16 protein-coding genes and 2 tRNA genes are annotated in these 21,317 nt (G+C 63.9%); 12 read left to right on the top strand and 6 right to left on the bottom strand.

All coding sequences use genetic code 11. From position 1 onward, the window contains the following. Positions 1-173: 173 nt before the first annotated feature. The 3 genes from AC1MCA_RS18160 to AC1MCA_RS18170 all read right to left on the bottom strand — a co-directional run bounded on the left by AC1MCA_RS18160 (position 174) and on the right by AC1MCA_RS18170 (position 1,786). On the bottom strand, positions 174-842 hold the full coding sequence (locus AC1MCA_RS18160) for a fasciclin domain-containing protein (RefSeq protein WP_108600455.1): 669 nt from the start codon (positions 840-842) through the stop codon (positions 174-176). Positions 843-1,055: 213 nt separating this feature from the next. After that, positions 1,056-1,137 (bottom strand) — tRNA-Leu (locus tag AC1MCA_RS18165). 139 nt (positions 1,138-1,276) lie between these two features. Then, positions 1,277-1,786 carry a peroxiredoxin gene (locus AC1MCA_RS18170; protein WP_479799702.1) on the bottom strand — a complete coding sequence of 170 codons (510 nt, stop codon included), beginning with the start codon at positions 1,784-1,786 and terminating at the stop codon, positions 1,277-1,279. Positions 1,787-1,882: 96 nt separating this feature from the next. On the opposite strand from AC1MCA_RS18170, the gene AC1MCA_RS18175 reads away from it, so the two are divergent. Further along, a complete protein-coding gene (locus AC1MCA_RS18175) occupies positions 1,883-2,341 on the top strand; it encodes a MarR family winged helix-turn-helix transcriptional regulator (protein WP_108600457.1) in 459 nt (152 codons plus the stop codon). Between the two features lie 147 nt (positions 2,342-2,488). On the opposite strand, the gene AC1MCA_RS18180 is transcribed toward AC1MCA_RS18175, so the two are convergent. The 3 genes from AC1MCA_RS18180 to AC1MCA_RS18190 all read right to left on the bottom strand — a co-directional run bounded on the left by AC1MCA_RS18180 (position 2,489) and on the right by AC1MCA_RS18190 (position 5,003). After that, positions 2,489-2,564: transfer RNA gene (locus tag AC1MCA_RS18180), tRNA-Lys, on the bottom strand. Positions 2,565-2,680: 116 nt separating this feature from the next. Next, entirely contained in the window at positions 2,681-3,628 is a 948-nt protein-coding gene (locus AC1MCA_RS18185) for a PQQ-dependent sugar dehydrogenase (RefSeq protein ID WP_479799703.1), read from the bottom strand. A 181-nt stretch (positions 3,629-3,809) separates the two neighbouring features. Further along, positions 3,810-5,003, bottom strand: coding sequence for a sunset domain-containing protein (locus tag AC1MCA_RS18190; RefSeq protein WP_479799704.1), 1,194 nt, complete (start codon positions 5,001-5,003; stop codon positions 3,810-3,812). 273 nt (positions 5,004-5,276) lie between these two features. Between AC1MCA_RS18190 and ilvD the strand changes: the two genes are divergently transcribed. The 11 genes from ilvD (at position 5,277) to AC1MCA_RS18245 (ending at position 21,212) form a co-directional block, all read left to right on the top strand. Beyond that, entirely contained in the window at positions 5,277-6,998 is a 1,722-nt protein-coding gene (ilvD, locus tag AC1MCA_RS18195; protein WP_479799705.1) for a dihydroxy-acid dehydratase, read from the top strand. Positions 6,999-7,385: 387 nt separating this feature from the next. Then, positions 7,386-9,284, top strand: coding sequence for an acetolactate synthase large subunit (locus AC1MCA_RS18200; protein WP_479799706.1), 1,899 nt, complete (start codon positions 7,386-7,388; stop codon positions 9,282-9,284). A gap of 2 nt (positions 9,285-9,286) precedes the next feature. Next, on the top strand, positions 9,287-9,799 hold the full coding sequence (ilvN, locus tag AC1MCA_RS18205; protein WP_108600449.1) for an acetolactate synthase small subunit: 513 nt from the start codon (positions 9,287-9,289) through the stop codon (positions 9,797-9,799). An 80-nt stretch (positions 9,800-9,879) separates the two neighbouring features. Next, complete coding sequence (ilvC, locus tag AC1MCA_RS18210; protein ID WP_479799707.1) at positions 9,880-10,905, top strand: ketol-acid reductoisomerase; 1,026 nt, start codon at positions 9,880-9,882, stop codon at positions 10,903-10,905. 138 nt (positions 10,906-11,043) lie between these two features. Then, on the top strand, positions 11,044-12,633 hold the full coding sequence (serA, locus tag AC1MCA_RS18215) for a phosphoglycerate dehydrogenase (protein ID WP_479799708.1): 1,590 nt from the start codon (positions 11,044-11,046) through the stop codon (positions 12,631-12,633). A gap of 203 nt (positions 12,634-12,836) precedes the next feature. Further along, positions 12,837-15,632 (top strand): ABC transporter permease, encoded by a 2,796-nt coding sequence (locus AC1MCA_RS18220; RefSeq protein WP_479799709.1) that lies wholly within the window; start codon positions 12,837-12,839, stop codon positions 15,630-15,632. After that, positions 15,629-16,384 carry an ABC transporter ATP-binding protein gene (locus AC1MCA_RS18225; protein ID WP_108600103.1) on the top strand — a complete coding sequence of 252 codons (756 nt, stop codon included), beginning with the start codon at positions 15,629-15,631 and terminating at the stop codon, positions 16,382-16,384. The genes AC1MCA_RS18220 and AC1MCA_RS18225 overlap by 4 nt, the downstream gene beginning before the upstream one ends. Before the next feature lie 33 nt (positions 16,385-16,417). Continuing rightward, the gene (gene metG, locus AC1MCA_RS18230) at positions 16,418-17,977 is read left to right on the top strand and encodes a methionine--tRNA ligase (RefSeq protein WP_479799710.1); all 1,560 of its coding nucleotides are present in this window, start codon (positions 16,418-16,420) and stop codon (positions 17,975-17,977) included. Between the two features lie 338 nt (positions 17,978-18,315). Continuing rightward, complete coding sequence (locus tag AC1MCA_RS18235; RefSeq protein ID WP_479799711.1) at positions 18,316-19,137, top strand: hypothetical protein; 822 nt, start codon at positions 18,316-18,318, stop codon at positions 19,135-19,137. 187 nt (positions 19,138-19,324) lie between these two features. Further along, the gene (locus tag AC1MCA_RS18240; RefSeq protein ID WP_479799712.1) at positions 19,325-20,083 is read left to right on the top strand and encodes a class F sortase; all 759 of its coding nucleotides are present in this window, start codon (positions 19,325-19,327) and stop codon (positions 20,081-20,083) included. A gap of 76 nt (positions 20,084-20,159) precedes the next feature. After that, positions 20,160-21,212 (top strand): 3-isopropylmalate dehydrogenase, encoded by a 1,053-nt coding sequence (locus AC1MCA_RS18245; protein ID WP_479799713.1) that lies wholly within the window; start codon positions 20,160-20,162, stop codon positions 21,210-21,212. Positions 21,213-21,317 lie beyond the last annotated feature (105 nt).

A 21,317-nucleotide genomic window follows, 5' to 3' on the forward strand; every position in this document is an offset into this window, starting at 1 on the left:
TCGTGTATCACCTCTGGGCTGTCCGGCCGGCACCGCCGACTGCGGGCCAAAGGACACAGTCTAGTTGACCCAACCCGGTGCTTCCTGAACGCACCGGAACCGCGATCGGCTCACATGCCACAAGGCCCGTTCCGGGTGGAACGGGCCTTGTGGCCGTGCGGTGCCGGGTTGGACTACTTGGGCATCAGTACCGAGTCGATCAGGTAGACGGTGGCGTTGGCTGTCTGGACGCCGCCGCAGATCACGCTGGCACCGTCAACCATGAGTGCGTCGCCGCTGCCGGTGACCGTGACTGAACCGCCCTGGACCGTGGCGTGGGTGCCGGCGATCTTGTCGGGAGTGATCTGGCCGGGGACCACGTGGTAGGTCAGGATCTTGCTGAGGAGGGCATCGTCCGTCTTGAGCGTTTCGATGGTCGCCGCATCGATCTTCGCGAAGGCGTCGTCCACCGGGGCGAAGACTGTGAACTCGCTGCCGTTGAGCGTGTCCACCAGGTCAACCTTGGGGTTCAGCTTTCCGGAAACGGCTGCCGTCAGGGTGGTGAGGATCGGGTTGTTCGATGCCGCGACAGCTACCGGGTCCAGGGCCATGCCGGCCACCGAGCCTGCACCGGTGGGGACCTTTTCCGCGTAGCCTGCACAGCCGGGGCCAACCAGGTTGGCTGCCGGGTCCATCGCTGCAGCAGTTGCGGACGGTGACGGAGCCATGCTGGACGTTGACGGTGCAGCGGACGGTGCTGCTGAGTTCGTGGCAGTTGTTGCTCCACCGCAGGCCGTGAGGCTGAGCAAGGCTGCAGCTGCAACGCCTGCGACGGTGAAGGTTGTGCGCTTGAATGACTGCATTGAATTTCTCCTTGTTTGTGCCGGTTTATTGCCTGCTGCAAACGAATTGTCTGCACTGGCTCTTTGCGACTGTTGGGCACCTGCCCTTGGCTGGTGTCTCAATGGGTATTCGGCTGTTACCCGGAAGCGGATGGGTAAACGAAAGGAGTTTTCTTTTCTTTAACAAAAAGAGATCCAGGCCGGTGGGCCTGGATCTCTTTTTCTCTGCATTTGTGCGCAAGGGGGGACTTGAACCCCCACGCCCGAAGGCACAGGAACCTAAATCCTGCGTGTCTGCCAATTCCACCACTCGCGCTTGGCCGTTGCCGACGCTGTATTTCAGGACTGCCCGGTGACCCGGCCAGGGCTATGAAACGTACGACGGCGGATGCCAGCTTCCATTGTAGCCTCGGCACCCAGGGGTCCGGCGTCAGCCCGTTCCCGGCCGGATTCCGTCAGTCGTCCAGGTTGAGATCGCGCCGCAGTTTGGCCACATGGCCGGTGGCCCGGACGTTGTATTGGGCAAGCGCCACTTTTCCACCGGCGTCCACAACGATGGTTGAACGGATGAGCCCTTGGTAGGTCTTTCCGTAGTTTTTCTTTTCACCCCAGGCGCCGTAGGCCTCCGCCACGGCGTGGTCCTCGTCTGACAGCACCGGAAAAGTCAGTGCCTCATGTGCAGTAAATGCGGCAAGCTTCCGGACGGGGTCGGGGGACACGCCCAGGACCCGGTAGCCGGCGGAGGTGAAGGACGCCAGGCTGTCACGGAAATCGCACGCCTGTTTGGTGCAGCCGGGCGTCGAGGCTGCCGGGTAGAAGTAGATGATGGTGCTGCCGTTGCTGCCGTTGCTGCCGTTGCTGCCGTTGCTGCCGCCGTTGCCGGCGGCCAGGCTTACGTCCTGCCCTGAAGCATCCTTGAGTGTGAAATCGGGTGCAATATCCCCTGTTAATAGTCTGTCAGCCACTGTTGATCTCCTCGTTGCAGGCGTGACACACCAGTTTAGTAAGCGTCAGGAACGGACGCGAACCGGCACTTGGCTATACTTGCTCGTATGCCTGACATGGATCACTGGCCCACTGGGCGCCTCTTGTCCACTGCGGCACGCCTCGTTGAGCACTCCTGGAACGAGAAACTGAGCGCCATTGGATTGACGCACGCCGGCGTGATCGCTATCGAAGTGCTCTCCGCGCAGGGGTCCATGACTCAGGCCCAGTTGGCGCAGTATGTGCGCGTCCAGGCCCAGACCATGGGAAAAACCCTGAGCCGGTTGGAAGCCCACGGCCACATCGTGCGCGTGCGCAGCACCTCAGACCGCCGCAGTCAGGTGGTGTCCCTCACTGACAGCGGACGGGAAGCAGCCGTGGCTGCGGTGGAGATGGAGCGCTCCGTGCTCGCGGCCGCATCCATTGACCCCGAACTCCTGCGCCAGGAGCTCCAGGCGGTCGTCCGGGAGCTGGCCAGCCAGTTTTCCTCGCCCGTAGCCCGTGCCATGGTGGACCGCGCGCCGCTCGGACAGTGAATCTGACACTCCAAGGACGGGGGAGTCCAGCCGGGACGGCCGTTGCAGTTTCCTGCGGTGGCCGTGCCGGTTTTTTTGATCAGTAGTTCACTTACAACCAAAACAGCCCCTGGCAGCGTTTCCGCTTGCCAGAGGCTGTTTTTCCCTTGGTGCACCCCCCGGGACTTGAACCCGGAACCCATTGATTAAGAGTCAATTGCTCTGCCAATTGAGCTAGAGGTGCATCTCTTTTGTGGTGATCTCCCGGGCTTTTTCTTTCCCCGTTGATCTCCGCAACGACATGAAACTCTACACGAAGTTTCGGTGCATGTGAAATCGAGGTGGCAGGTGGCTGCCGATTCACTCGCCAGGTGCCAGAACCAGCACAAAATCGGGGTTTTGGTTGTTGGTGAGCACCCAGAAACCGCCCTCGGGTGTCCGGACGACGTCCCTGATCCGGCCGTACTCACGTGTGAAATAGGCCACAGGGGCACTGGCATCTTCGCCCGCCAGACCGACGGTCCACAGGCGCTGACCGCGCAGGGCGCCCAAGTATGCCGTGGACCCAACTATTTCCAGTCCGCTGGGCGAGGAATCCGCCGTCGAAGGCCACACCACCTTGGCGTCGCGGAACCCTTCCCGGTGCGGCGCTCCCGTGACGGCCGGCCACCCGTAGTTGGCTCCCGGCTCGATGAGGTTGAGTTCGTCATTGACATCCGGGCCGAATTCGCTGGCCCAGAGCCTGCCCTCGCCATCCCATGCCAGTCCTTGGACGTTTCTGTGGCCCAGGCTGTACACGGCGTTGCCGAACGGGTTGCCGGGTGCGGGTTCACCCCCAGGAGTCAGCCGCAGAATCTTCCCGCCGAGGGCGTTGGGGTCCTGTGGCTGTTCACGCCGCTGTGAGTCTCCCGTGCCCACGTACAGGAAACCGTCCGGGCCGAACCGGATCCGGCCGCCGTTATGCGTGGATGCTTTGGGAATACCGGTAAAGATCACGTCAGGGTCGCCGAAGGCCAACGAGCCGTCAGGCCGTTCAATCAGCTCCACGCGGGCAATGCGGTTGTCCTGCGGGGACGTGAAATACAGGTAGAGATAACGGTCGGTCGCAAAGCCGGGGGACAGGGCCAGTCCCAGCAGGCCTCCTTCGCCCGCAGGTGCGACGCCGGCGACCTTGCCAATCGTTGCCGCCCGGCCGTCCCGGACTGCCTTCAGCATTGCGGTGTCACGTTCGGAGATGATGGCGGTCCCGCTGGGCAGGAAGACCGTTGCCCAGGGAATCTCAAGCTGGAGGTCAAGCCTTCCTGTCACTGACAGGGGTCCTGCAGATGCCGTTCCGGCTTCTGTGCTGCTGCCGGTCGGGGCCTCATCACCATTACCGGTGCACCCTGGAAGAAACAAAGCCAGGCTCAGGGCAATGCTGACCTTCCCGAGCAGGCGGCTCCCCGGCGACGCGGCCGCCGGGGAGCCTCTGAACCGAAAGCGGGCCGCCTTAGAGGCGCATCCGCCGGGGTGCGCGGAACCCGGCTGCCTCCGCATGTGCCGGCGACTCAAACCAGACGTCGGCCCTGATCTGCTCATAGTCAGCGTGCCCCTCTTCGTAGTAGACCATTGCCCCGGCATCGCCCTTGACGTCGAAGTCCGCCGGCCCGCTGCCGTCCGGACCAGGTGACGCTGAGCCTGCGCCGTAGGGCTGGTCGGCTGCCAAATGGCCGGTCGGTTCTGCGGTGGTTCCGTGGGCCCCCGTTGCCACGGGAGGCTCGGCCACATGACTGGCGGCTGTTTCCACCGCCGCGGATGACCTGGCGCTGTCAGAGGTTTCCGTTTCAGGGGCGCTGTCCGGAAGTCCCACCCCGGCGCGCGCAGTCGGAGCTTCGGCAGCGGCATGGGCCTCGCCGGGTGCCACCCGGGTCCCGGGTCCGGCTGGTTCGGTCTGCCCGGCTTCATCGGCAGCTTCGGCAGCGGCCGTTTCAGCTCCGGGCAGCGTCGGAGAGTGGGGTTCTGTGTATTCAGGATGATGGACGTAGGAGGCTCCGGCCGCCGGAGGGGCCTCGGATAAGGGAGCAGCGCCGGCGCCCGATGCTTCGCGGGCTTCGTGCCGGTGGGTGGCTGCGTGGGAGCCGTCAGCTTCCGACCACTGGGTCTCCCACTCGCCCTGGTCTGTCACGTCAGAAGCGGTGCCCTTCTCAGAAGCGGTGTCCTTCTCAGGAGCAGGGCCCGCGTCAGGGACGGTGCCCGGGGCATCAGCCATAGCGCTGGCACCATGTGCAGTTGCCGGGCCGGGTGCGGCATTCAGATCAGGCCCGGCGCTTAGTGGTTCCACGCGGCGTACCGGTTCAGCTGCCGCCGGTTCTGCGTGTTCGCTGGGCCGGTCAGGTTCTGCTGTTTCATCAACGGAGTCCCGTCCCGCCGCAGCCGCCCTGTGTTCAGCCGGGCGTGCCGGTTCGCGTGTCTCGTCTGCCGTCGTCGGGGCGGCCGGCTCGGCCGGACTGCCGAAACCTGCTGCGCTGGGGATCCCGGCTGTTCCTGCCGCAACCGCTGATGCCGCCGCGCTGCCGCCCGAGAGCCCGCCTTCTGCCCGTGGCGGCACCGCGCTGCCGGCCTTCGGGGACTTGTTGCGGTTAAGGAGCCACCACACAATGCCGACGATGAGGACGATGACGATAATCCAGAAGACAAAATCCATAGCGGAGCCCTTCAGTACGAATGGCGGGGTTGCCGTTCCCCTGACGGTACGTCGGCGCGAATGGGACTGTCTAGGGCTTCGCCGGTGCGCCGCCAAAGCAGGCTTCAGCCGCCTGTCCACTGCACTTTTCAGGTACAACGGGGCGCTGCACCACGCCACGAGTCTCAATATTTGAGACTCGAGTCCAGCATTTGATCGAAATATGCGGCATTTTCTGCTTAACAGGGCCGTTACGGTCTTCGCGCCCTCTTCCGGAGCCATAGACTTTCACCCATGAGTGAGGACACCCAGATCGCAAACGAGAACAAGATCGACATCAAGCCCCGAAGCCGGGTTGTCACCGACGGAATCCATGCAGCCCCCGCGCGCGGCATGTTCCGGGCGGTCGGCATGGGGGACGACGACTTCGCCAAACCCCAGGTCGGCGTTGCGAGTTCATGGAACGAAATTACTCCCTGCAACCTTTCCCTGAACCGGCTGGCCCAGGGCGCCAAAGAAGGCGTCCATGCCGGTGGCGGTTTCCCCATGCAGTTCGGCACCATCTCCGTCTCCGACGGAATCTCCATGGGCCATGAGGGCATGCACTTCTCCCTCGTATCCCGTGAAGTCATCGCTGACTCCGTGGAAACCGTGATGCAGGCCGAGCGGATCGACGGCTCGGTCCTGCTGGCCGGCTGCGACAAGTCCCTCCCCGGCATGCTGATGGCAGCCGCCCGCCTGGACCTGGCGAGCGTCTTCCTCTACGCAGGCTCCATCATGCCCGGCTGGGTCAAACTCGAGGACGGCTCCGAAAAGGAAGTCACCCTCATTGACGCCTTCGAGGCCGTTGGGGCGTGCGCCGCAGGCAAGATGAGCCTCGGGGACCTGGAACGCATCGAAAAGGCCATTTGCCCGGGTGAAGGCGCCTGTGGCGGCATGTACACGGCCAACACCATGGCCTGCATCGGCGAAGCGCTGGGCATGTCCCTGCCCGGCTCGGCTGCCCCGCCCTCGGCAGACCGCCGTCGTGATGAGTTCGCCCGCAAGTCAGGCGAAGCCGTGGTTAACCTGCTGCGCCTCGGTATTACCGCGCGGGACATCATGACCAAGAAGGCTTTCGAGAACGCCATCGCGGTCACCATGGCCTTCGGTGGTTCCACTAACGCCGTGCTGCACCTGCTCGCCATCGCCCGCGAGGCCGAAGTTGAGCTCACCCTCGAGGACTTCAACCGCATCGGCGACAAGATCCCGCACCTGGGCGACCTGAAGCCGTTCGGCCGCTACGTCATGACCGACGTCGACAAGATCGGCGGCGTGCCGGTCATCATGCGCGCACTGCTCGACGCCGGCCTGCTCCACGGCGATTGCCTCACCGTCACCGGCAAAACCGTTGCCGAAAACCTTGAGGCGATCAACCCGCCGGACCTCGACGGCAAGATCCTCCGTGCACTGGACAACCCGATCCACAAGACCGGCGGCATCACCATCCTCCACGGCTCCATGGCCCCGGAAGGCGCTGTCGTCAAGAGCGCCGGCTTCGATGCCGACGTTTTCGAAGGAACTGCCCGCGTTTTCGAGCGCGAGCAGGGCGCCCTGGACGCGTTGGACAACGGCGCCATCAAGGCCGGCGACGTCGTCGTCATCCGCTACGAAGGCCCCAAGGGCGGTCCCGGCATGCGCGAGATGCTGGCGATTACCGGTGCCATCAAGGGCGCAGGCCTGGGCAAGGATGTCCTGCTCCTGACCGACGGCCGCTTCTCCGGCGGCACCACCGGCCTGTGCATCGGCCACGTTGCGCCGGAAGCGGTCGACGGCGGCCCCATCGCCTTCGTGAAGGACGGGGACCGGATCCGCGTGGACATCGCTGCCCGCAGCTTCGACCTGCTGGTGGACGAGGCCGAGCTCGAGTCGCGGAAGATCGGCTGGGAGCCGTTGCCCGCCAAGTTCACCAAGGGCGTCCTCGCCAAGTACGCCAAGCTGGTGCACAGCGCCTCCACCGGCGCATACTGCGGGTGATACCTTCCCCTTGTGAGAGGCGCTGAGCGCCTCTCACAAGGGGCCCCTCGGTATCACCCTTATTAAGCCCTTCCGCCATGCGCGGTTAGGCTTCGGTGTGATCCTGCCGGAAATGGATCATTTAGTGGACGATGTAGTCCACATGGTGAGATCGCGTTGTGCTTCGTTGACACGCTTTCCACCAGAGGGAAAACTGAACGCATGATCGCATTCGTTACAAGCTGCGCCGCTGCAGAAGCAGTCGTCGTCCTTACCAAGCGCGTGGCTCCATAGCCTCCACTGGTAACGAACAGTCACGCGCAACCCCTCGAAAAGCCGCCAGGCTGAGGGGTTTTTTTATTTCCGCAGTTTCGACAGAACCACAGATGATCCACAAGGAAGAGTCCGATGAGCAAAGGATCGCCAATCAGCCCCTCGCTGATGGCTACAAAGTCCGCTGGAGCCCCCAAGGCTCCGGACCGTGCCGACCGAACGGCTGACGCCGTCGTCGAGCTTGCCGCTGTCTCTCCTGTCCTTGGACCGAACAACGTTGTACCCCCAACGGTGATGACCGGTTCAGAAGCTATTGTCCGTTCGCTCGAAGAACTCGGCGTCGACGATATTTTTGGTTTGCCCGGTGGCGCGATCCTGCCTACCTATGACCCCTTGATGGCCTCCAGCATGAACCACGTATTGGTCCGTCACGAACAGGGAGCCGGCCACGCCGCGCAAGGCTACGCAATGGTTACCGGCCGGGTGGGCGTCTGCATCGCCACCTCCGGCCCCGGTGCCACCAACCTCGTTACCGCCATCATGGATGCCCACATGGATTCCGTGCCGCTGGTGGCCATCACCGGCCAGGTCTCCAGCGGCGTGATCGGCACAGACGCTTTCCAGGAAGCCGACATCGTGGGCATCACCATGCCCATCACCAAGCATTCATTCCTGGTAACCGACCCCAACGACATCCCGCATGTCATGGCGGAGGCCTTCCATCTGGCTTCCACCGGACGTCCCGGCCCCGTGCTGGTGGATGTGGCGAAGGATGCCCAGCAGGGGCAGATGACCTTTTCCTGGCCGCCCAAGATCGATCTTCCCGGATACCGCCCGGTCACCCGTGGGCACAACAAGCAGGTCCGTGAGGCAGCCAAGCTGATCGCGGCGGCCACCAAGCCGGTCCTGTACGTGGGTGGAGGCGTGGTCAAAGCCCATGCCTCCGCGGAGCTGCGTGAACTCGCCGAACTCACCGGCGCTCCCGTGGTCACCACCCTGATGGCCCGCGGTGTGTTCCCGGACTCCCACCCGCAGCACGTGGGCATGCCGGGCATGCATGGAACCGTTTCGGCGGTGACGGCGCTGCAGCAGTCAGATCTCCTGATTACCCTCGGAGCCCGCTTCGATGACCGGGTGACCGGCATCCTGAAGTCCTTCGCGCCGAACGCCAAGGTCATCCACGCGGACATCGATCCCGCCGAAATCTCCAAAAACCGGACAGCGGACGTGCCGATCGTCGGATCGGTCAAGGAAATCATTCCTGAGCTCACCGAGGCTGTCCGCCTGCAGTTCGAGGCAGCCGGCACACCGGACCTCACCACGTGGTGGGCCTTCCTGAACAACCTCAAGGAAACCTACCCGCTGGGCTGGACCGAACCGGAAGACGGACTGACGGCGCCGCAGCGCGTTATCGAACGCATCGGTGCGCTGACCGGACCGGAAGGCATCTACGTTGCCGGTGTGGGCCAGCACCAGATGTGGGCGGCACAGTTCATCAAGTACGAGCGCCCGCACGCCTGGCTCAACTCGGGCGGCGCCGGGACCATGGGCTACGCGGTTCCCGCGGCCATGGGTGCCAAGGTGGGGGAGCCGGACCGCGTGGTCTGGGCCATCGACGGCGACGGCTGCTTCCAGATGACCAACCAGGAACTGGCCACGTGCGCCATCAACAAGATTCCCATCAAGGTTGCCATCATCAACAACTCTTCGCTGGGAATGGTCCGGCAGTGGCAGACCCTCTTCTACGAGGGCCGCTACTCCAACACCGACCTCAACACCGGCCATGAGACGGTCCGGATCCCGGACTTCGTCAAGCTTGGTGAAGCCTATGGCTGTGCTTCTTTCCGGTGTGAACGTGACGAGGACATTGACGCCACCATCCAGAAAGCCCTCGAAATCAACGACCGCCCTGTGGTCATCGACTTTGTGGTGAGCCCCGACTCCATGGTGTGGCCGATGGTGCCCGCCGGAGTCAGCAATGACCAGATCCAGGTTGCCCGCAACATGACCCCGGAATGGGAAGAGGAGGACTGATCATGAGCCGCCACACACTGTCCGTTCTGGTCGAAGACAAGCCCGGCGTACTGACCCGCGTCGCGAGCCTGTTCGCCCGCCGTGCCTTTAACATCAACTCCCTGGCCGTTGGCCCGACGGAAGTTCCGGGAATGTCCCGGATGACCGTCGTCGTCGACGCAGACGGTGACCTCATTGAACAGGTCACCAAGCAGCTCAATAAACTGATCAACGTGATCAAGATCGTTGAGCTGACCTCCGAATCTTCCGTACAGCGAGACCACATCCTGGTCAAGGTACGTGCGGATGCCGCAACACGTCTGCAGGTGACCCAGGCTGCAGACCTGTTCCGCGCTTCAGTGGTTGACGTCTCCACAGACTCAGTAGTCATTGAGGCAACAGGCCACCCCGAAAAGCTCACCGCACTGCTCTCAGTGCTCGAGCCTTTCGGCATCCGCGAAATTGTGCAGTCCGGCACCCTGGCCGTTGGACGGGGATCCCGCTCCATGAGTGACAGGGCTTTGCGCAGCGCCTAGGCGCCGCACCCAGCCCGTGCAGTACCGCAATACAACAGACTGTTTAGACCAGAGAATCCACTCAAAAGGAGACACCCAAAGTGACTGAAATGTTCTACGACGACGACGCCGACCTGTCGATCATCCAGGGCCGCACCGTTGCCGTCATCGGTTACGGATCCCAGGGCCACGCCCACGCCCTGAGCCTGCGCGACTCCGGCGTCGACGTCCGCGTCGGCCTCAAGGAAGGCTCCAAGTCCCGTGCCAAGGCAGAAGCCGAGGGCCTGCGCGTCCTTAACGTCGCCGAAGCCGTTGCCGAGGCCGATCTCATCATGGTCCTCACCCCGGACCAGGTCCAGCGCCACGTTTACGCTGACGACATCGCCCCCAACCTGCAGGCAGGCGACGCCCTGTTCTTCGGCCACGGCTTCAACATCCGCTACGGCTACATCCAGCCGCCGGCAGACGTGGACGTCGCCCTCGTGGCACCCAAGGGCCCGGGCCACATCGTCCGCCGCGAATTCGAAGCCGGCCGCGGCGTTCCCGACCTGATCGCCGTGGAGCAGAACGCTTCCGGCAAGGCCCGCGAACTGGCCCTGTCCTACGCCAAGGCCATTGGCGGCACCCGTGCAGGCGTCATCGAGACCACCTTCACCGAAGAAACCGAAACCGACCTCTTCGGCGAGCAGGCTGTCCTCTGCGGCGGTACCTCACAGCTGGTCCAGTACGGCTTCGAGGTCCTCACCGAGGCCGGCTACAAGCCGGAGGTTGCCTACTTCGAGGTCCTCCATGAGCTCAAGCTCATCGTTGACCTCATGGTTGAAGGCGGCATCGCCAAGCAGCGCTGGTCCGTCTCGGACACCGCGGAATACGGCGACTACGTCTCCGGCCCGCGCGTCATCACCCCCGAGGTGAAGGAAAACATGAAGGCTGTCCTGAAGGACATCCAGGACGGCACCTTCGCCAAGCGCTTCATCGACGACCAGGACGCCGGCGGACCCGAGTTCGCCGAACTGCGCAAGAAGGGTGAAGACCACCCGATCGAGGCCACCGGCCGCGAACTGCGTAAGCTGTTCTCCTGGATCAAGACCAGCGACGACTACACCGAAGGCTCCGTAGCCCGCTAGGACAACCGCCGGGCGGACCTCAGGGAAGCCTTGCATATAACGACAGAGAGGCCGGGTTCACACTTAACAATGTGAGCCCGGCCTTTCCGTCGGCCTAGACTTGTTCCATCCCAAGGACTGCAACGCAGAGGATCAGCCGTGTCAAAACCCGTAGTACTGCTCGCCGAAGAACTTTCGCCCGCCACCATCGAGGCCCTGGGCCCGGACTTCGAGATCCGCCAGACCGACGGCGCCGACCGCTCCCAGCTGCTCTCCGCCATCGCCGACGTGGACGCCATCCTGGTCCGCTCCGCCACCCAGGTGGACGCCGAGGCCATTGCCGCAGCCAAGAACCTCAAGGTCATCGCCCGTGCAGGCGTTGGCCTGGACAACGTTGACATCAAGGCCGCCACCCAGGCCGGTGTCATGGTGGTGAACGCCCCGACGTCGAACATCATCTCGGCGGCCGAACTGACCGTCGGCCACATCCTCAGCCTCGCCCGCCACATTCCGCAGGCGAGCTCAGCGCTCAAGGACGGCGAGTGGAAGCGCTCCAAGTACACGGGCATCGAATTGTTCGAGAAGAAGATCGGCATCATCGGCCTCGGCAGGATCGGCGCCCTGGTTGCCGCCCGCCTCAAGGGTTTCGACACCAAGATCCTCGCCTACGATCCCTACATCACCTCAGCCCGTGCAGCCCAGCTTGGCGTGCAGCTGGTGACGTTGGACGAGCTGCTCGCCCAGTCGGACTTCATCACCATCCACATGCCCAAGACGCCCGAGACCGTTGGCATGCTCGGCGCTGACGCCTTCAAGAAAATGAAGAGCTCCGCCTATGTCATCAACGTGGCCCGTGGTGGCCTGGTGGACGAGGAAGCGCTCTTCACAGCCCTCCAGGACCGTGAGATCGCAGGCGCTGGTGTTGATGTCTTCTCCAAGGAGCCCAGCACAGACCTGCCGTTCTTCAAGCTGGACAACGTGGTGGTCACCCCGCACCTTGGGGCGTCCACCGATGAGGCCCAGGAAAAGGCCGGCGTCTCCGTCGCAAAGTCCGTGCGCCTGGCCCTGGCCGGCGAACTTGTTCCGGATGCAGTGAACGTGGCCGGCGGCGTGATCGCCCCCGACGTCCGCCCGGGCATTCCGCTGATCGAAAAGCTGGGCCGCATCTTCACCGCGCTGACCCACGCTTCGCTGACCCAGTTCGACGTCGAGGTGGCCGGCGAAATCTCGTCCCTTGACGTCAAGGTGCTCGAACTCGCCGCCTTGAAGGGGATCTTCGCTGACGTCGTGACCGAACAGGTTTCCTACGTCAACGCGCCGGTCATCGCCGAGCAGCGCGGCATCAACGTCCGCCTGATCACCACGCCGGACACCGAGTCCTACCGCAACCTCCTCACCCTGCGCGGAGCCCTCAGCGACGGCACGCAGATTTCCGTCGCCGGCACCCTGACCGGCCCCAAGCAGGTCCAGAAGCTCGTTGGAATCAATGGCTTCGAGCTGGAAATCCCCATCAGCGAACACCTTGTGGTGGTTTCCTACGCCGACAGGCCGGGTGTGATCGGAACCATCGGGCACATCCTCGGCATGAACAACATCAACATTGCCGGTATGCAGGTGGCCCGCCAGGACGAGGGCGGCCAGGTGCTCGCACTGCTGACGATCGACAGTTCCGTTCCCCAGCAGGTACTCGATGCCATCAAGGCAGGCATCGGCGCCGAGATGGTCCGCGAAGTGGACCTCGAGGACTAAGAAACGCCGGGCGGCGCTCTCCGCTTGGGCGCGTCCGCATCCAGCCACGTATGATTGGCCGGTCTGCTTAAAGTGGTTGGGTCCCGGTCCGGGCCCAGCCGGCAGGCCGGCCATCACCTTTCGCACACTAAACGGTTAATCGCCGCTGCCCGTCTCCGGGCAGACTCATGTGTGCACACGCAATCCAGGTTTCAGGGAGCTCAATGAACGCCGTCCAGAGGTTCATCAGAAGCAAAGTGCTGCTGCTGACCGCGGCCATCTTGATCGCAGCCATGTGCTTGTCGGTCCTCGTCCAAGGCCAGTCTCAGGCCGCACTTAACAGGACGGTGGATGAGAACTCGCGCGGGCTCTACGACGTCCTGGTGCAGGCCAAGGCGGGCTCCGGCGCCCTGATGCAGCCGGAGATCGCGAACGGCGGCGGCGGGATCAGCTTTGACCAGCTCGAAGCCATCCGGAAGCTCACCGGAACCTCCGTTGCAGCCCCGATCAGCCTGGTCTCACGCGTGACGCAGAACCTGGAAGCGCCGCGGCTCGACGCCATGGACTACCTCGGTTACAACTCCGGCCTCGCCGGTACTGCCACCACCGATCAGGCAGCGGGGGCCACCGAGCCTGCGAAGTGGCCGGCAGCTGAGTCCGTGTTGACCGACGCCGCCAAGAAGTACCGGCTGACCGCCAGCGCCGTCAGCACCGACGGTGTCTCGGAGCAGACCCTGTTCAAATCCAGCGCTGAGGGCACCCTCGGCAAAGCACGCCTCGTCGAAGAGCAGTCCGTCGGCGGCACCAGCATCCGGATCGCCGCTCCCGCCGGTGAAACCGGCATCAAGTTCCCCGCGCCCGCCGGCGGCTCCGAGCACAACCTCTTCAACCTCTCGGTCTCACTGCCGCTCTCGCCTGAGGTGACGGAGTCAGTAGTCGCCGTCGATCCCGTCTCCGAACGGGCGCTGCTTGGCGCTGCGGGCGATTTCCTCGCCCCGCTTGAGAAGGCCCCGCCCGCCGACGCCCGGAACGCCGGTGCTATCGGCCGCCACTTTGAGAGCCTCTTCACCAACGGCATCAGCATGGACGAACTTGAGGAAGGCCCTGACTTCCTCGGCGTCAAGCTGAAGTACTGGGCGCCGCTGATGACCCAGTACCAGCAGGCGAAGCGCAGCGGGCAGCTCACGGCCGACTCGCAGGCCATTCCCCTGATCGTCCGCTCCGGCACCTCGCTGGACCTCAAATACAACGTCAAGATCGAAGAAATCGACGCCGCCGGCAAGGTCGTGAAGGAAGTCGGGACGGCATCGCGCTCCCTGGGCAACGACTACCTGCCCTTCGTCTCCAAGGATCCTTTCGCTCTGTCCTGGCCCGGCTCCACGGATCACTCCGGCCTCCTCGGCAGCGCCGGCAACTTCAACCAGGGCCTCTACACGCCGGCCACCTGGAGCACGGACTTTTCCGCGGCGCCGCAGTACACCGACGGCGAGGCCGCAGCCAACGGGGCAGTCCAGAAGACCGCCGTTCCGGGTGACTGGGTCACCGTCAACCGCCTGCCCGAAAAGGGCGCCAACGGCGCACCGGTGGACCAGACCCAGCGCGAACCCGTGGACGAACGTTCCTACCGGGAAGACCTGGAAACCGGAGAGAAGCTCGCGGCGCCGCTGGCCATGGTCTACGGAACCTTCGACCCTTCCGCCGTCGAGCAGGCAGCAGGAGACGTCAACCGGCTCCCGCTCGGTGGCTACGACCCCACACCGTTGACCCTCACCAAGGACGCCGAGGGCAAGACGGTCACCAGCACTGAACTGAAGCCCTCCCTCAGTGCCACCGGTCTGGCCAGCCAGTCAGCCGGTGCCATCACGGACTACTACGGCCTCGCCGCAGCACGTGGCTACGAAGACAACGCCGCGGTGATCGATGCCGTCCGTGTGCGGGCCAAGGCGCCCGGCAGCTGGAAGGAAGCCCAGCCCGACGTCGAAAAGCTTGCCGGCGAGATCCGTGAAATGGGCCTCGAAGCCACCGTGGTGGCCGGTTCCGCACGCGAAGATGCCAGCATCTTCGTCCCGGGCTACTCCAAGGACGGCGCCGGCAAGGAATCCGCGCTGGGTACTGTCCAGCAGTCGTGGGTCAGGCAGAACGCTGCCGACGCCGTCTCCGGTTCCTTGACCGGAACCAACGTCACCTTGCTGTTCCTGACGCTCTGCGGGGCTGCCCTCCTCACCGGAGCATCCACCGTCAGCTACATCCGGAAGCGTAAACGCGAAGCAGGCACCCTGCGCGCGATGGGCTGGACGCAGCGGAAAATCCGGAACTGGGTACTTGAAGAATTCGGTGTTGGCGCGGCCCTCCTGGCAGTCGCCGGCATCGTCCTGAGCCTCGTGAGCTGGAGCCTGGTAACAGCAGTGGTTTCCGCCTCTGTCCTGGTCCTCTATGCTGCAGCCGCCTTCTTCGCCGCCCAGCAACTGCGCCACAGGGACGTGGTGGACCAGGAACCACAGCATGACGAAAGGCTGATCCCGGTCGACTCGCCGTTGACCTTCGCCAACCGGCAGCTGAGCACCAACAAGTTCAACAGCCTGTCCCTGGCCGTTGCCGTGGGCGTGTTCGGTGCCGCTGTGGGCGGTCTCGTGGCACTGCTCATCGATATTCCGCGGGCAGCAGGCGCCAGTGCGCTCAGCGGCCTGGCCGCGGCGAGCATCGCCCTGCCCAGCATGCTGCTGGCACTGGCAGGGGTCCTTGTGGGGCTGATCCTGACGCTGGTCACCGGCCGGTTTGAGCTGAACGCCAAACGCCAGTACCTGGGCATCCTCGAAGCCATGGGCTGGAACCCGGATATGCTCCGTCAGGTCCGTCTGTTCGAAAACGCGCTGGTGGGCACAGTGGCCCTGCCGCTGGGCGTCCTGGGGGCGCTCGGCATCGGGCTGCTCCTTGCCCCGTATGCCGCGCTGTGGGCCGGAGTCGCCGGCCTGGTGGCTGTACTTTGCTGGATACCGATTGCAACGAAAGTGGTCCAATGACAAACGAGACGAATGTTCACCGGAGCCGGAGGTCCGGCTCGGTTGAGGCGCCGCTGCAGACCCGCGCCAACACCATCGTCAAATCAGCGGACCACGGCACGCCGCTGGAGCTGAGCGACATCACCATCCGCTACGGCGGCGGCAAGGGCGGAGCCGAAGCGGTCAGCGTCGTCGAAGGCTTTGACCTGACCCTGCACGCCGGCGAGATGCACTGTGTGGCCGGCCGAAGCGGCTCCGGCAAGACCAGCATCCTGACCGTCGGAGCGGGACTGACGCTGCCGACGTCGGGCCGCGTCTTCTGGGAGGGTGACTCCCTCGAAAGCATGGGCGACGACGAAATCGCCGACCGCCGTCGGGCCCTCATCGGGTACGTGGATCAGGGCGGTGCCCTGATCGACGGCATGAGTGCCCTTGAGAACGTCCTGCTGCCCGCCGTCCCGGACGGTGAAGTTGACCAGCGCCGTGACATGGCCAAGGACCTCCTGGACCTGGTGGGACTGGGCCGGCGCATGCGGCACCGTCCGGCCCAGCTCTCCGGCGGTGAGCGCCAGCGTGTGGCGATCGCCCGGGCACTGATCCTGGGCACGCGTGTCCTGGTGGTGGATGAGCCCACGGCCAGCCTCGACCGGGCTTCCGCCAACCGCATCATCAGCATCCTCAAGGACACCACCTCAGACGGAATCGCAGTGCTGGTCGCTTCACATGACCACGAACTGGTCCGCCTGAGCGATACGCTGACTGAACTGATCTAGCCTGTCCCTCCGCACCAAAGGTACCGTCCGCACGTGAGCGCTCCAGAGAAAATCCCGTTCTACATCACCACGGCCATCACCTACCCCAACGGGGTGCCGCACATCGGGCACGCCTACGAGTACATAGCCACCGACGCGATGGCGCGCTTCAAGCGCCTCGATGGCTACGACGTGATGTTCCTGACGGGCACGGACGAGCACGGCATGAAGATCGCCCAGGCGGCGGAAAAAGAGGGCATGACGCCCAAGGAACTGGTGGACCGCAACGCCGAGGTCTATAAAGCGGCACATGCAGCGCTTGGCATTACCTACAGCAGGTTCATCCGCACCACGGACGCTGACCACTACGCCGCGTCGCAGGCCATCTGGAAGAAGATGGAAGCCAACGGCGACATCTACCTGTCCAAGTACGAGGGCTGGTATTCCGTCCGGGACGAGGCCTTCTACGTCGAGGACGACACCGTGGTCAAGGACGACGGCGTGCGCTACTCCAAGGAAACGGATACCGAGGTCACCTGGACCGCAGAGGAAAGCTACTTCTTCCGGCTGTCCTCCTACCAGGACCGGCTCCTGGCGCTCTATGAGGCGCACCCTGAATTCGGCGCCCCGCAGTCCCGGTTCAACGAGGTCATCAGTTTCGTCAAGCGTGGCCTTGAGGACCTGTCCATCAGCCGCACCACTTTCGACTGGGGCGTTCCGGTTCCGGGTAACGACAAACACGTCATGTACGTGTGGGTGGACGCACTGACCAACTACCTGACGGGAGTCGGATACCCGGACGTTGAATCGGAGCAGTTCAAGAAGTACTGGCCAGCCGACGTCCACGTCATCGGCAAAGACATCTCGCGCTTCCACGCCATTTACTGGCCGGCGTTTTTGATGAGTGCCGGGATCGAACTGCCCAAGCGGGTCATGATCCACGGCTTCCTCCACAACAACGGCGTGAAGATGTCCAAGTCCCTGGGCAATGTGGTGGCACCTGCCGACTTCGTGGCCCAGTACGGCCTTGATCAGGTACGGTTCTTCTTCCTTCGCGAGGTCCCGTTCGGCGCCGACGGCAGTTACAACCATGAGGCCATCGTGGGCCGCATGAACTCGGACCTTGCCAACAACTTCGGAAACCTGGCCCAGCGTTCGCTGTCCATGGTGGCCAAGAACTGCGGAGGCCTGGTCCCTGTACCGGGCGATTTCACGGCTGAGGACACCGCAATCCTTGAACAGGCCCGCGGGTTGCTCGAGACGGCCAGGGCGGCCTTCGAAAAGCAGGAATTCAGCCGCGCCCTTGAAGCGATCTGGGGCGTGCTGGGGGACACCAACGCCTACTTCGCTGAGCAGGCACCTTGGGTGCTGCGGAAGACCGACGTCGAACGCATGAATACTGTGCTCTACGTGACGCTCGAAGTGCTGCGGATAGTGTCCATCCTTGCGCAGCCGGTCATGCCGAACGCCACTGCCGCCCTGCTGGGAACCCTCGGCCAGCCCGAGGGTGGGGCGCGCCAGTTCTCAGCGCTCACAGCGCCGATAGTTCCGGGTACCGCCCTGCCTGCACCCGCCCCCGTGTTCCCGAAATATGAGGAACCCGCCGAAGCCTAGGTATTCACCGCTTACTACTTGTTCGTATCCGCTCCGGCTACCTGTCCGGTACGCGGACTGAGTACGGTTCTGCGGACGCCAGTACGGTTTGTTCCGGAAAGTGGGTATCGGGTACTCGGGACACAGGTGTGGCCGCTGCATAGCCTTATGGGGTTAGCAAACTGATGATTCGCATCTGGGAGAACCGTCGCTCCGATGCTGTCTGTTTGCCATTTCCGCCCTTGCGTCGGGGCGCCGTTTTTCCACACGTCTGATCAGTTTGGACCAGACAATGGATGGAGACGGAAATGAAACGGATCCTCGCCGCATTAGGTGTCGCCGGTCTCGCAGGATTAAGCGTGACCGCGCCGGCTGCAGCAAATGACAACGCAAACAACGATCACAAGATCACCATCTGCCACGCCACCGGCTCGGCAACGAACCCCTACGTGTCCGTGACAATGGATGTCCACGCGCTCGACGCCCACGTGGGCCACCAGCACGAGGAAGACATCATCCCGGCCAACGACGGGAAGGTGCTGCCGGGAGGGCAGAACCTCGACAAAGCGGGAATCTGGAATGCCGGCTGCTCCGCCCCTGGCGGGCCGGGCAATGGCAACGGCAACGGCAATGGCAATGACGGGCACAAGATCACCATCTGTCACGCCACCGGGTCCGAAAAGAATCCCTATGTGGTGGTGACCATTGACCTGCACGGGCTCAACGGGCACGCCAATGGCAACCACCAGCTCACCGAGGACATCATCCCGCCCAATTCCGGAAAGGTCCTGCCTGGGGGACAGAACTGGACGGATTCCGGTAAGGCCATCTACAACAACGGCTGCGAAGGTGCCGTTGTCCCGCCAGGCGTGACACCCCCGGGCGTGACCCCGCCAGGTGTGACCCCGCCAGGTGTGACTCCGCCAGGTGTGACACCTCCGGCAGTCACTCCTGTGGTGCCAGGCGCTGTTACCCCGGCCCCGAGCGGCGCGGTAGCGGGCGGGGTGGGTGCAGTTGCTGCAAACAACCCGGGCTTCAACGTCCAGACTGCGGTCGCTGAGTCCGACAACATGCTTGCGCCCTGGGTGGCCGGTCTGATGGTCATGCTGCTGGCGGTGGCCGGAGTGGCTGCCCGCAAGGTGCTGCCGGCAGCCGCCACGTCCCGGGACCGCAAGGACTGAATCCGGTGACTGACGCCCGCGAGGGCGTGAGGTAACGCTGTGGCAGGCGCCGTGACCGCAAGGGCACGGCGCTTTGCCATCCACCGGCTGCCACCCACCGTTTGATTCCCATCAAACAGATTCCCGACCGTTGATGCACACCAGTTGATGCCCACCAGGCAGGTACCCACCGGCATGCGAGGGAACCATGGACAGCGACCCCCAGCCAAGCCCAGACCCCCGGCAAGGCTCTGCCGTTACTCCACAGCGTTCCGATCCGCCGCCGCCGGCACCGAACGTCCGGCGGAAGATTTTCACCGCGGGAAGCATCCTGTTCGTGCTCCTTTGCGGTTTCCTCGCCTACCTTGCAGTCGCATTTCTTCTCCAGCCCACCAGGCAGGAGACCGCTCCGGAAACGTCGATTGCCCCGCAGTCGCCGGCTTTCACGGCACCCGCCACCCTGTCTCCTGCATCCACGGACCCGGCTGCCTCTGCCGCTCCGGCAGGTCCCGCGGCGGCCCCGCCGCGCCGGCTGGTATACCCCGCGGCAAACATTGACGTGGTGATCCATCCCCTGGAACCCACCGGCGCGGACCAGGCTGCCCAGACCATAGTGCCCCCACCCACCATGGACGGCTACTGGCTGACCCCTTACGGTGCACCCGGCGTGGGCTCAAACAACACCACCTACGTGGCGGGCCACAGCTGGGTGGACAGGGACGCGCCCTTTAACGGACTGAGCACCAAGGCCGCACCAGGTGACAGGTTCACCGTGTTCACTGTCGCCGGCGAACTGGCCTATCGTGTGGATTCGGTGGTCACGTACGGGAAATCGGGCCTGAAGGACAGCCCTATCTGGCAGGTGGCGCCCAACCGGGTGGTCCTCATCTCGTGCTACACCGATGACTTCTGGGGCACCAACGTTGTGGTGGTGGGCTCACCGGACCCGGGAGTTCCGCATCCCTGACAGAGCCAGAGCCTACTTCATCTCAATAGGTGAGACCGATTGTCCGGCATGCGGATTCTCTAAATATTCTTGAGCAATGAGCGCATCGACGATAAATCTCGCTGTTATTCCCGGTGACGGCATCGGCCCCGAGGTCATAGCCGAGGCATTGAAGGTTCTTGAAAAGGCTGTGGCAGCTGAAGGCGCAGTTCTCGAGCAGACGCACTACAAGCTCGGTGCAGAGCACTGGCTGGCCACCGGAGAGACGCTTCCGGAGGAGATCCTTGCCGACCTGCGCACCAGGGATGCCATCCTGTTCGGCGCGGTGGGTGCTGCCCCCGGTGATACGAGGATACCTTCGGGCATCATCGAGCGGGAGATGCTCCTCAAGCTCCGCTTCAGCCTTGACCACTACGTGAACCTGCGGCCCTCAAAGCTGTACGGCACCGTGGGAAGTCCGCTGGCCAACCCGGGAACGATCGATTTCATCGTGGTCCGTGAAGGTACGGAGGGGCCCTATGTTGGCAACGGCGGAAGCCTCCGAGCCGGCACGCCGCATGAAGTAGCCACCGAGGTCTCGCTCAACACGGCATACGGTGTGGAGCGGGTGGTACGCGATGCGTTCCGTCGCGCCAGCGCCCGTGACCGCAAGCACGTGACACTGGTGCACAAGCACAACGTCCTGGTTTACGCCGGCCACCTGTGGAAGCGCACAGTCGAGGCCGTGGCCCAGGAATTTCCGGAGGTCACCCACGACTACCTGCACGTTGATGCGGCGACCATCTTCATGGTCACCGACCCCGCCCGGTTCGACGTCATCGTCACAGACAACCTCTTCGGTGACATCCTGACTGACCTGGCTGCAGCGATTACCGGCGGCATCGGCCTGGCAGCCTCGGGCAACATCAACATGGACCGCACGGCGCCGTCGATGTTCGAGCCGGTCCATGGGTCCGCCCCGGATATTGCCGGACAGCAGAAAGCGGACCCCACCGCGGCGATCCTTTCTGCTGCACTCCTGCTGGATCACCTCGGCTACACCGAAGCTGCCCGGAAGATCGAAGCGGCAGTGGTCGCCGACGTCGAAGCGAGAGACGGCGGCGCCCGCTCCACCAGTGCTGTCGGGGACGCTATCGCCGCCGCGCTGTAGCCCGGCCTGCAGGGGCTGCCAACGGGCGTAAGCTTGTTTCGAATCACCAAATGCTGCCCTGCTGTTCAACGCTGAACAGCCTTTCAGGGGAGCCGATCGTGGAGG

It is taken from the genome of Arthrobacter sp. BK1 (genome assembly GCF_056680055.1).

Bases quoted from the DNA above. Each gene is read 5' to 3' on its own strand.
- AC1MCA_RS18225 (WP_108600103.1), top strand. From the start codon at position 15,629: ATGACAAACGAGACGAATGTTCACCGGAGCCGGAGGTCCGGCTCGGTT.
- AC1MCA_RS18160 (WP_108600455.1), bottom strand. From the start codon at position 842: ATGCAGTCATTCAAGCGCACAACCTTCACCGTCGCAGGCGTTGCAGCT.
- AC1MCA_RS18190 (WP_479799704.1), bottom strand. From the start codon at position 5,003: ATGGATTTTGTCTTCTGGATTATCGTCATCGTCCTCATCGTCGGCATT.
- AC1MCA_RS18200 (WP_479799706.1), top strand. From the start codon at position 7,386: ATGAGCAAAGGATCGCCAATCAGCCCCTCGCTGATGGCTACAAAGTCC.
- ilvD (WP_479799705.1), top strand. From the start codon at position 5,277: ATGAGTGAGGACACCCAGATCGCAAACGAGAACAAGATCGACATCAAG.
- AC1MCA_RS18175 (WP_108600457.1), top strand. From the start codon at position 1,883: ATGGATCACTGGCCCACTGGGCGCCTCTTGTCCACTGCGGCACGCCTC.
- AC1MCA_RS18240 (WP_479799712.1), top strand. From the start codon at position 19,325: ATGGACAGCGACCCCCAGCCAAGCCCAGACCCCCGGCAAGGCTCTGCC.
- ilvN (WP_108600449.1), top strand. From the start codon at position 9,287: ATGAGCCGCCACACACTGTCCGTTCTGGTCGAAGACAAGCCCGGCGTA.
- AC1MCA_RS18245 (WP_479799713.1), top strand. From the start codon at position 20,160: ATGAGCGCATCGACGATAAATCTCGCTGTTATTCCCGGTGACGGCATC.
- AC1MCA_RS18220 (WP_479799709.1), top strand. From the start codon at position 12,837: ATGAACGCCGTCCAGAGGTTCATCAGAAGCAAAGTGCTGCTGCTGACC.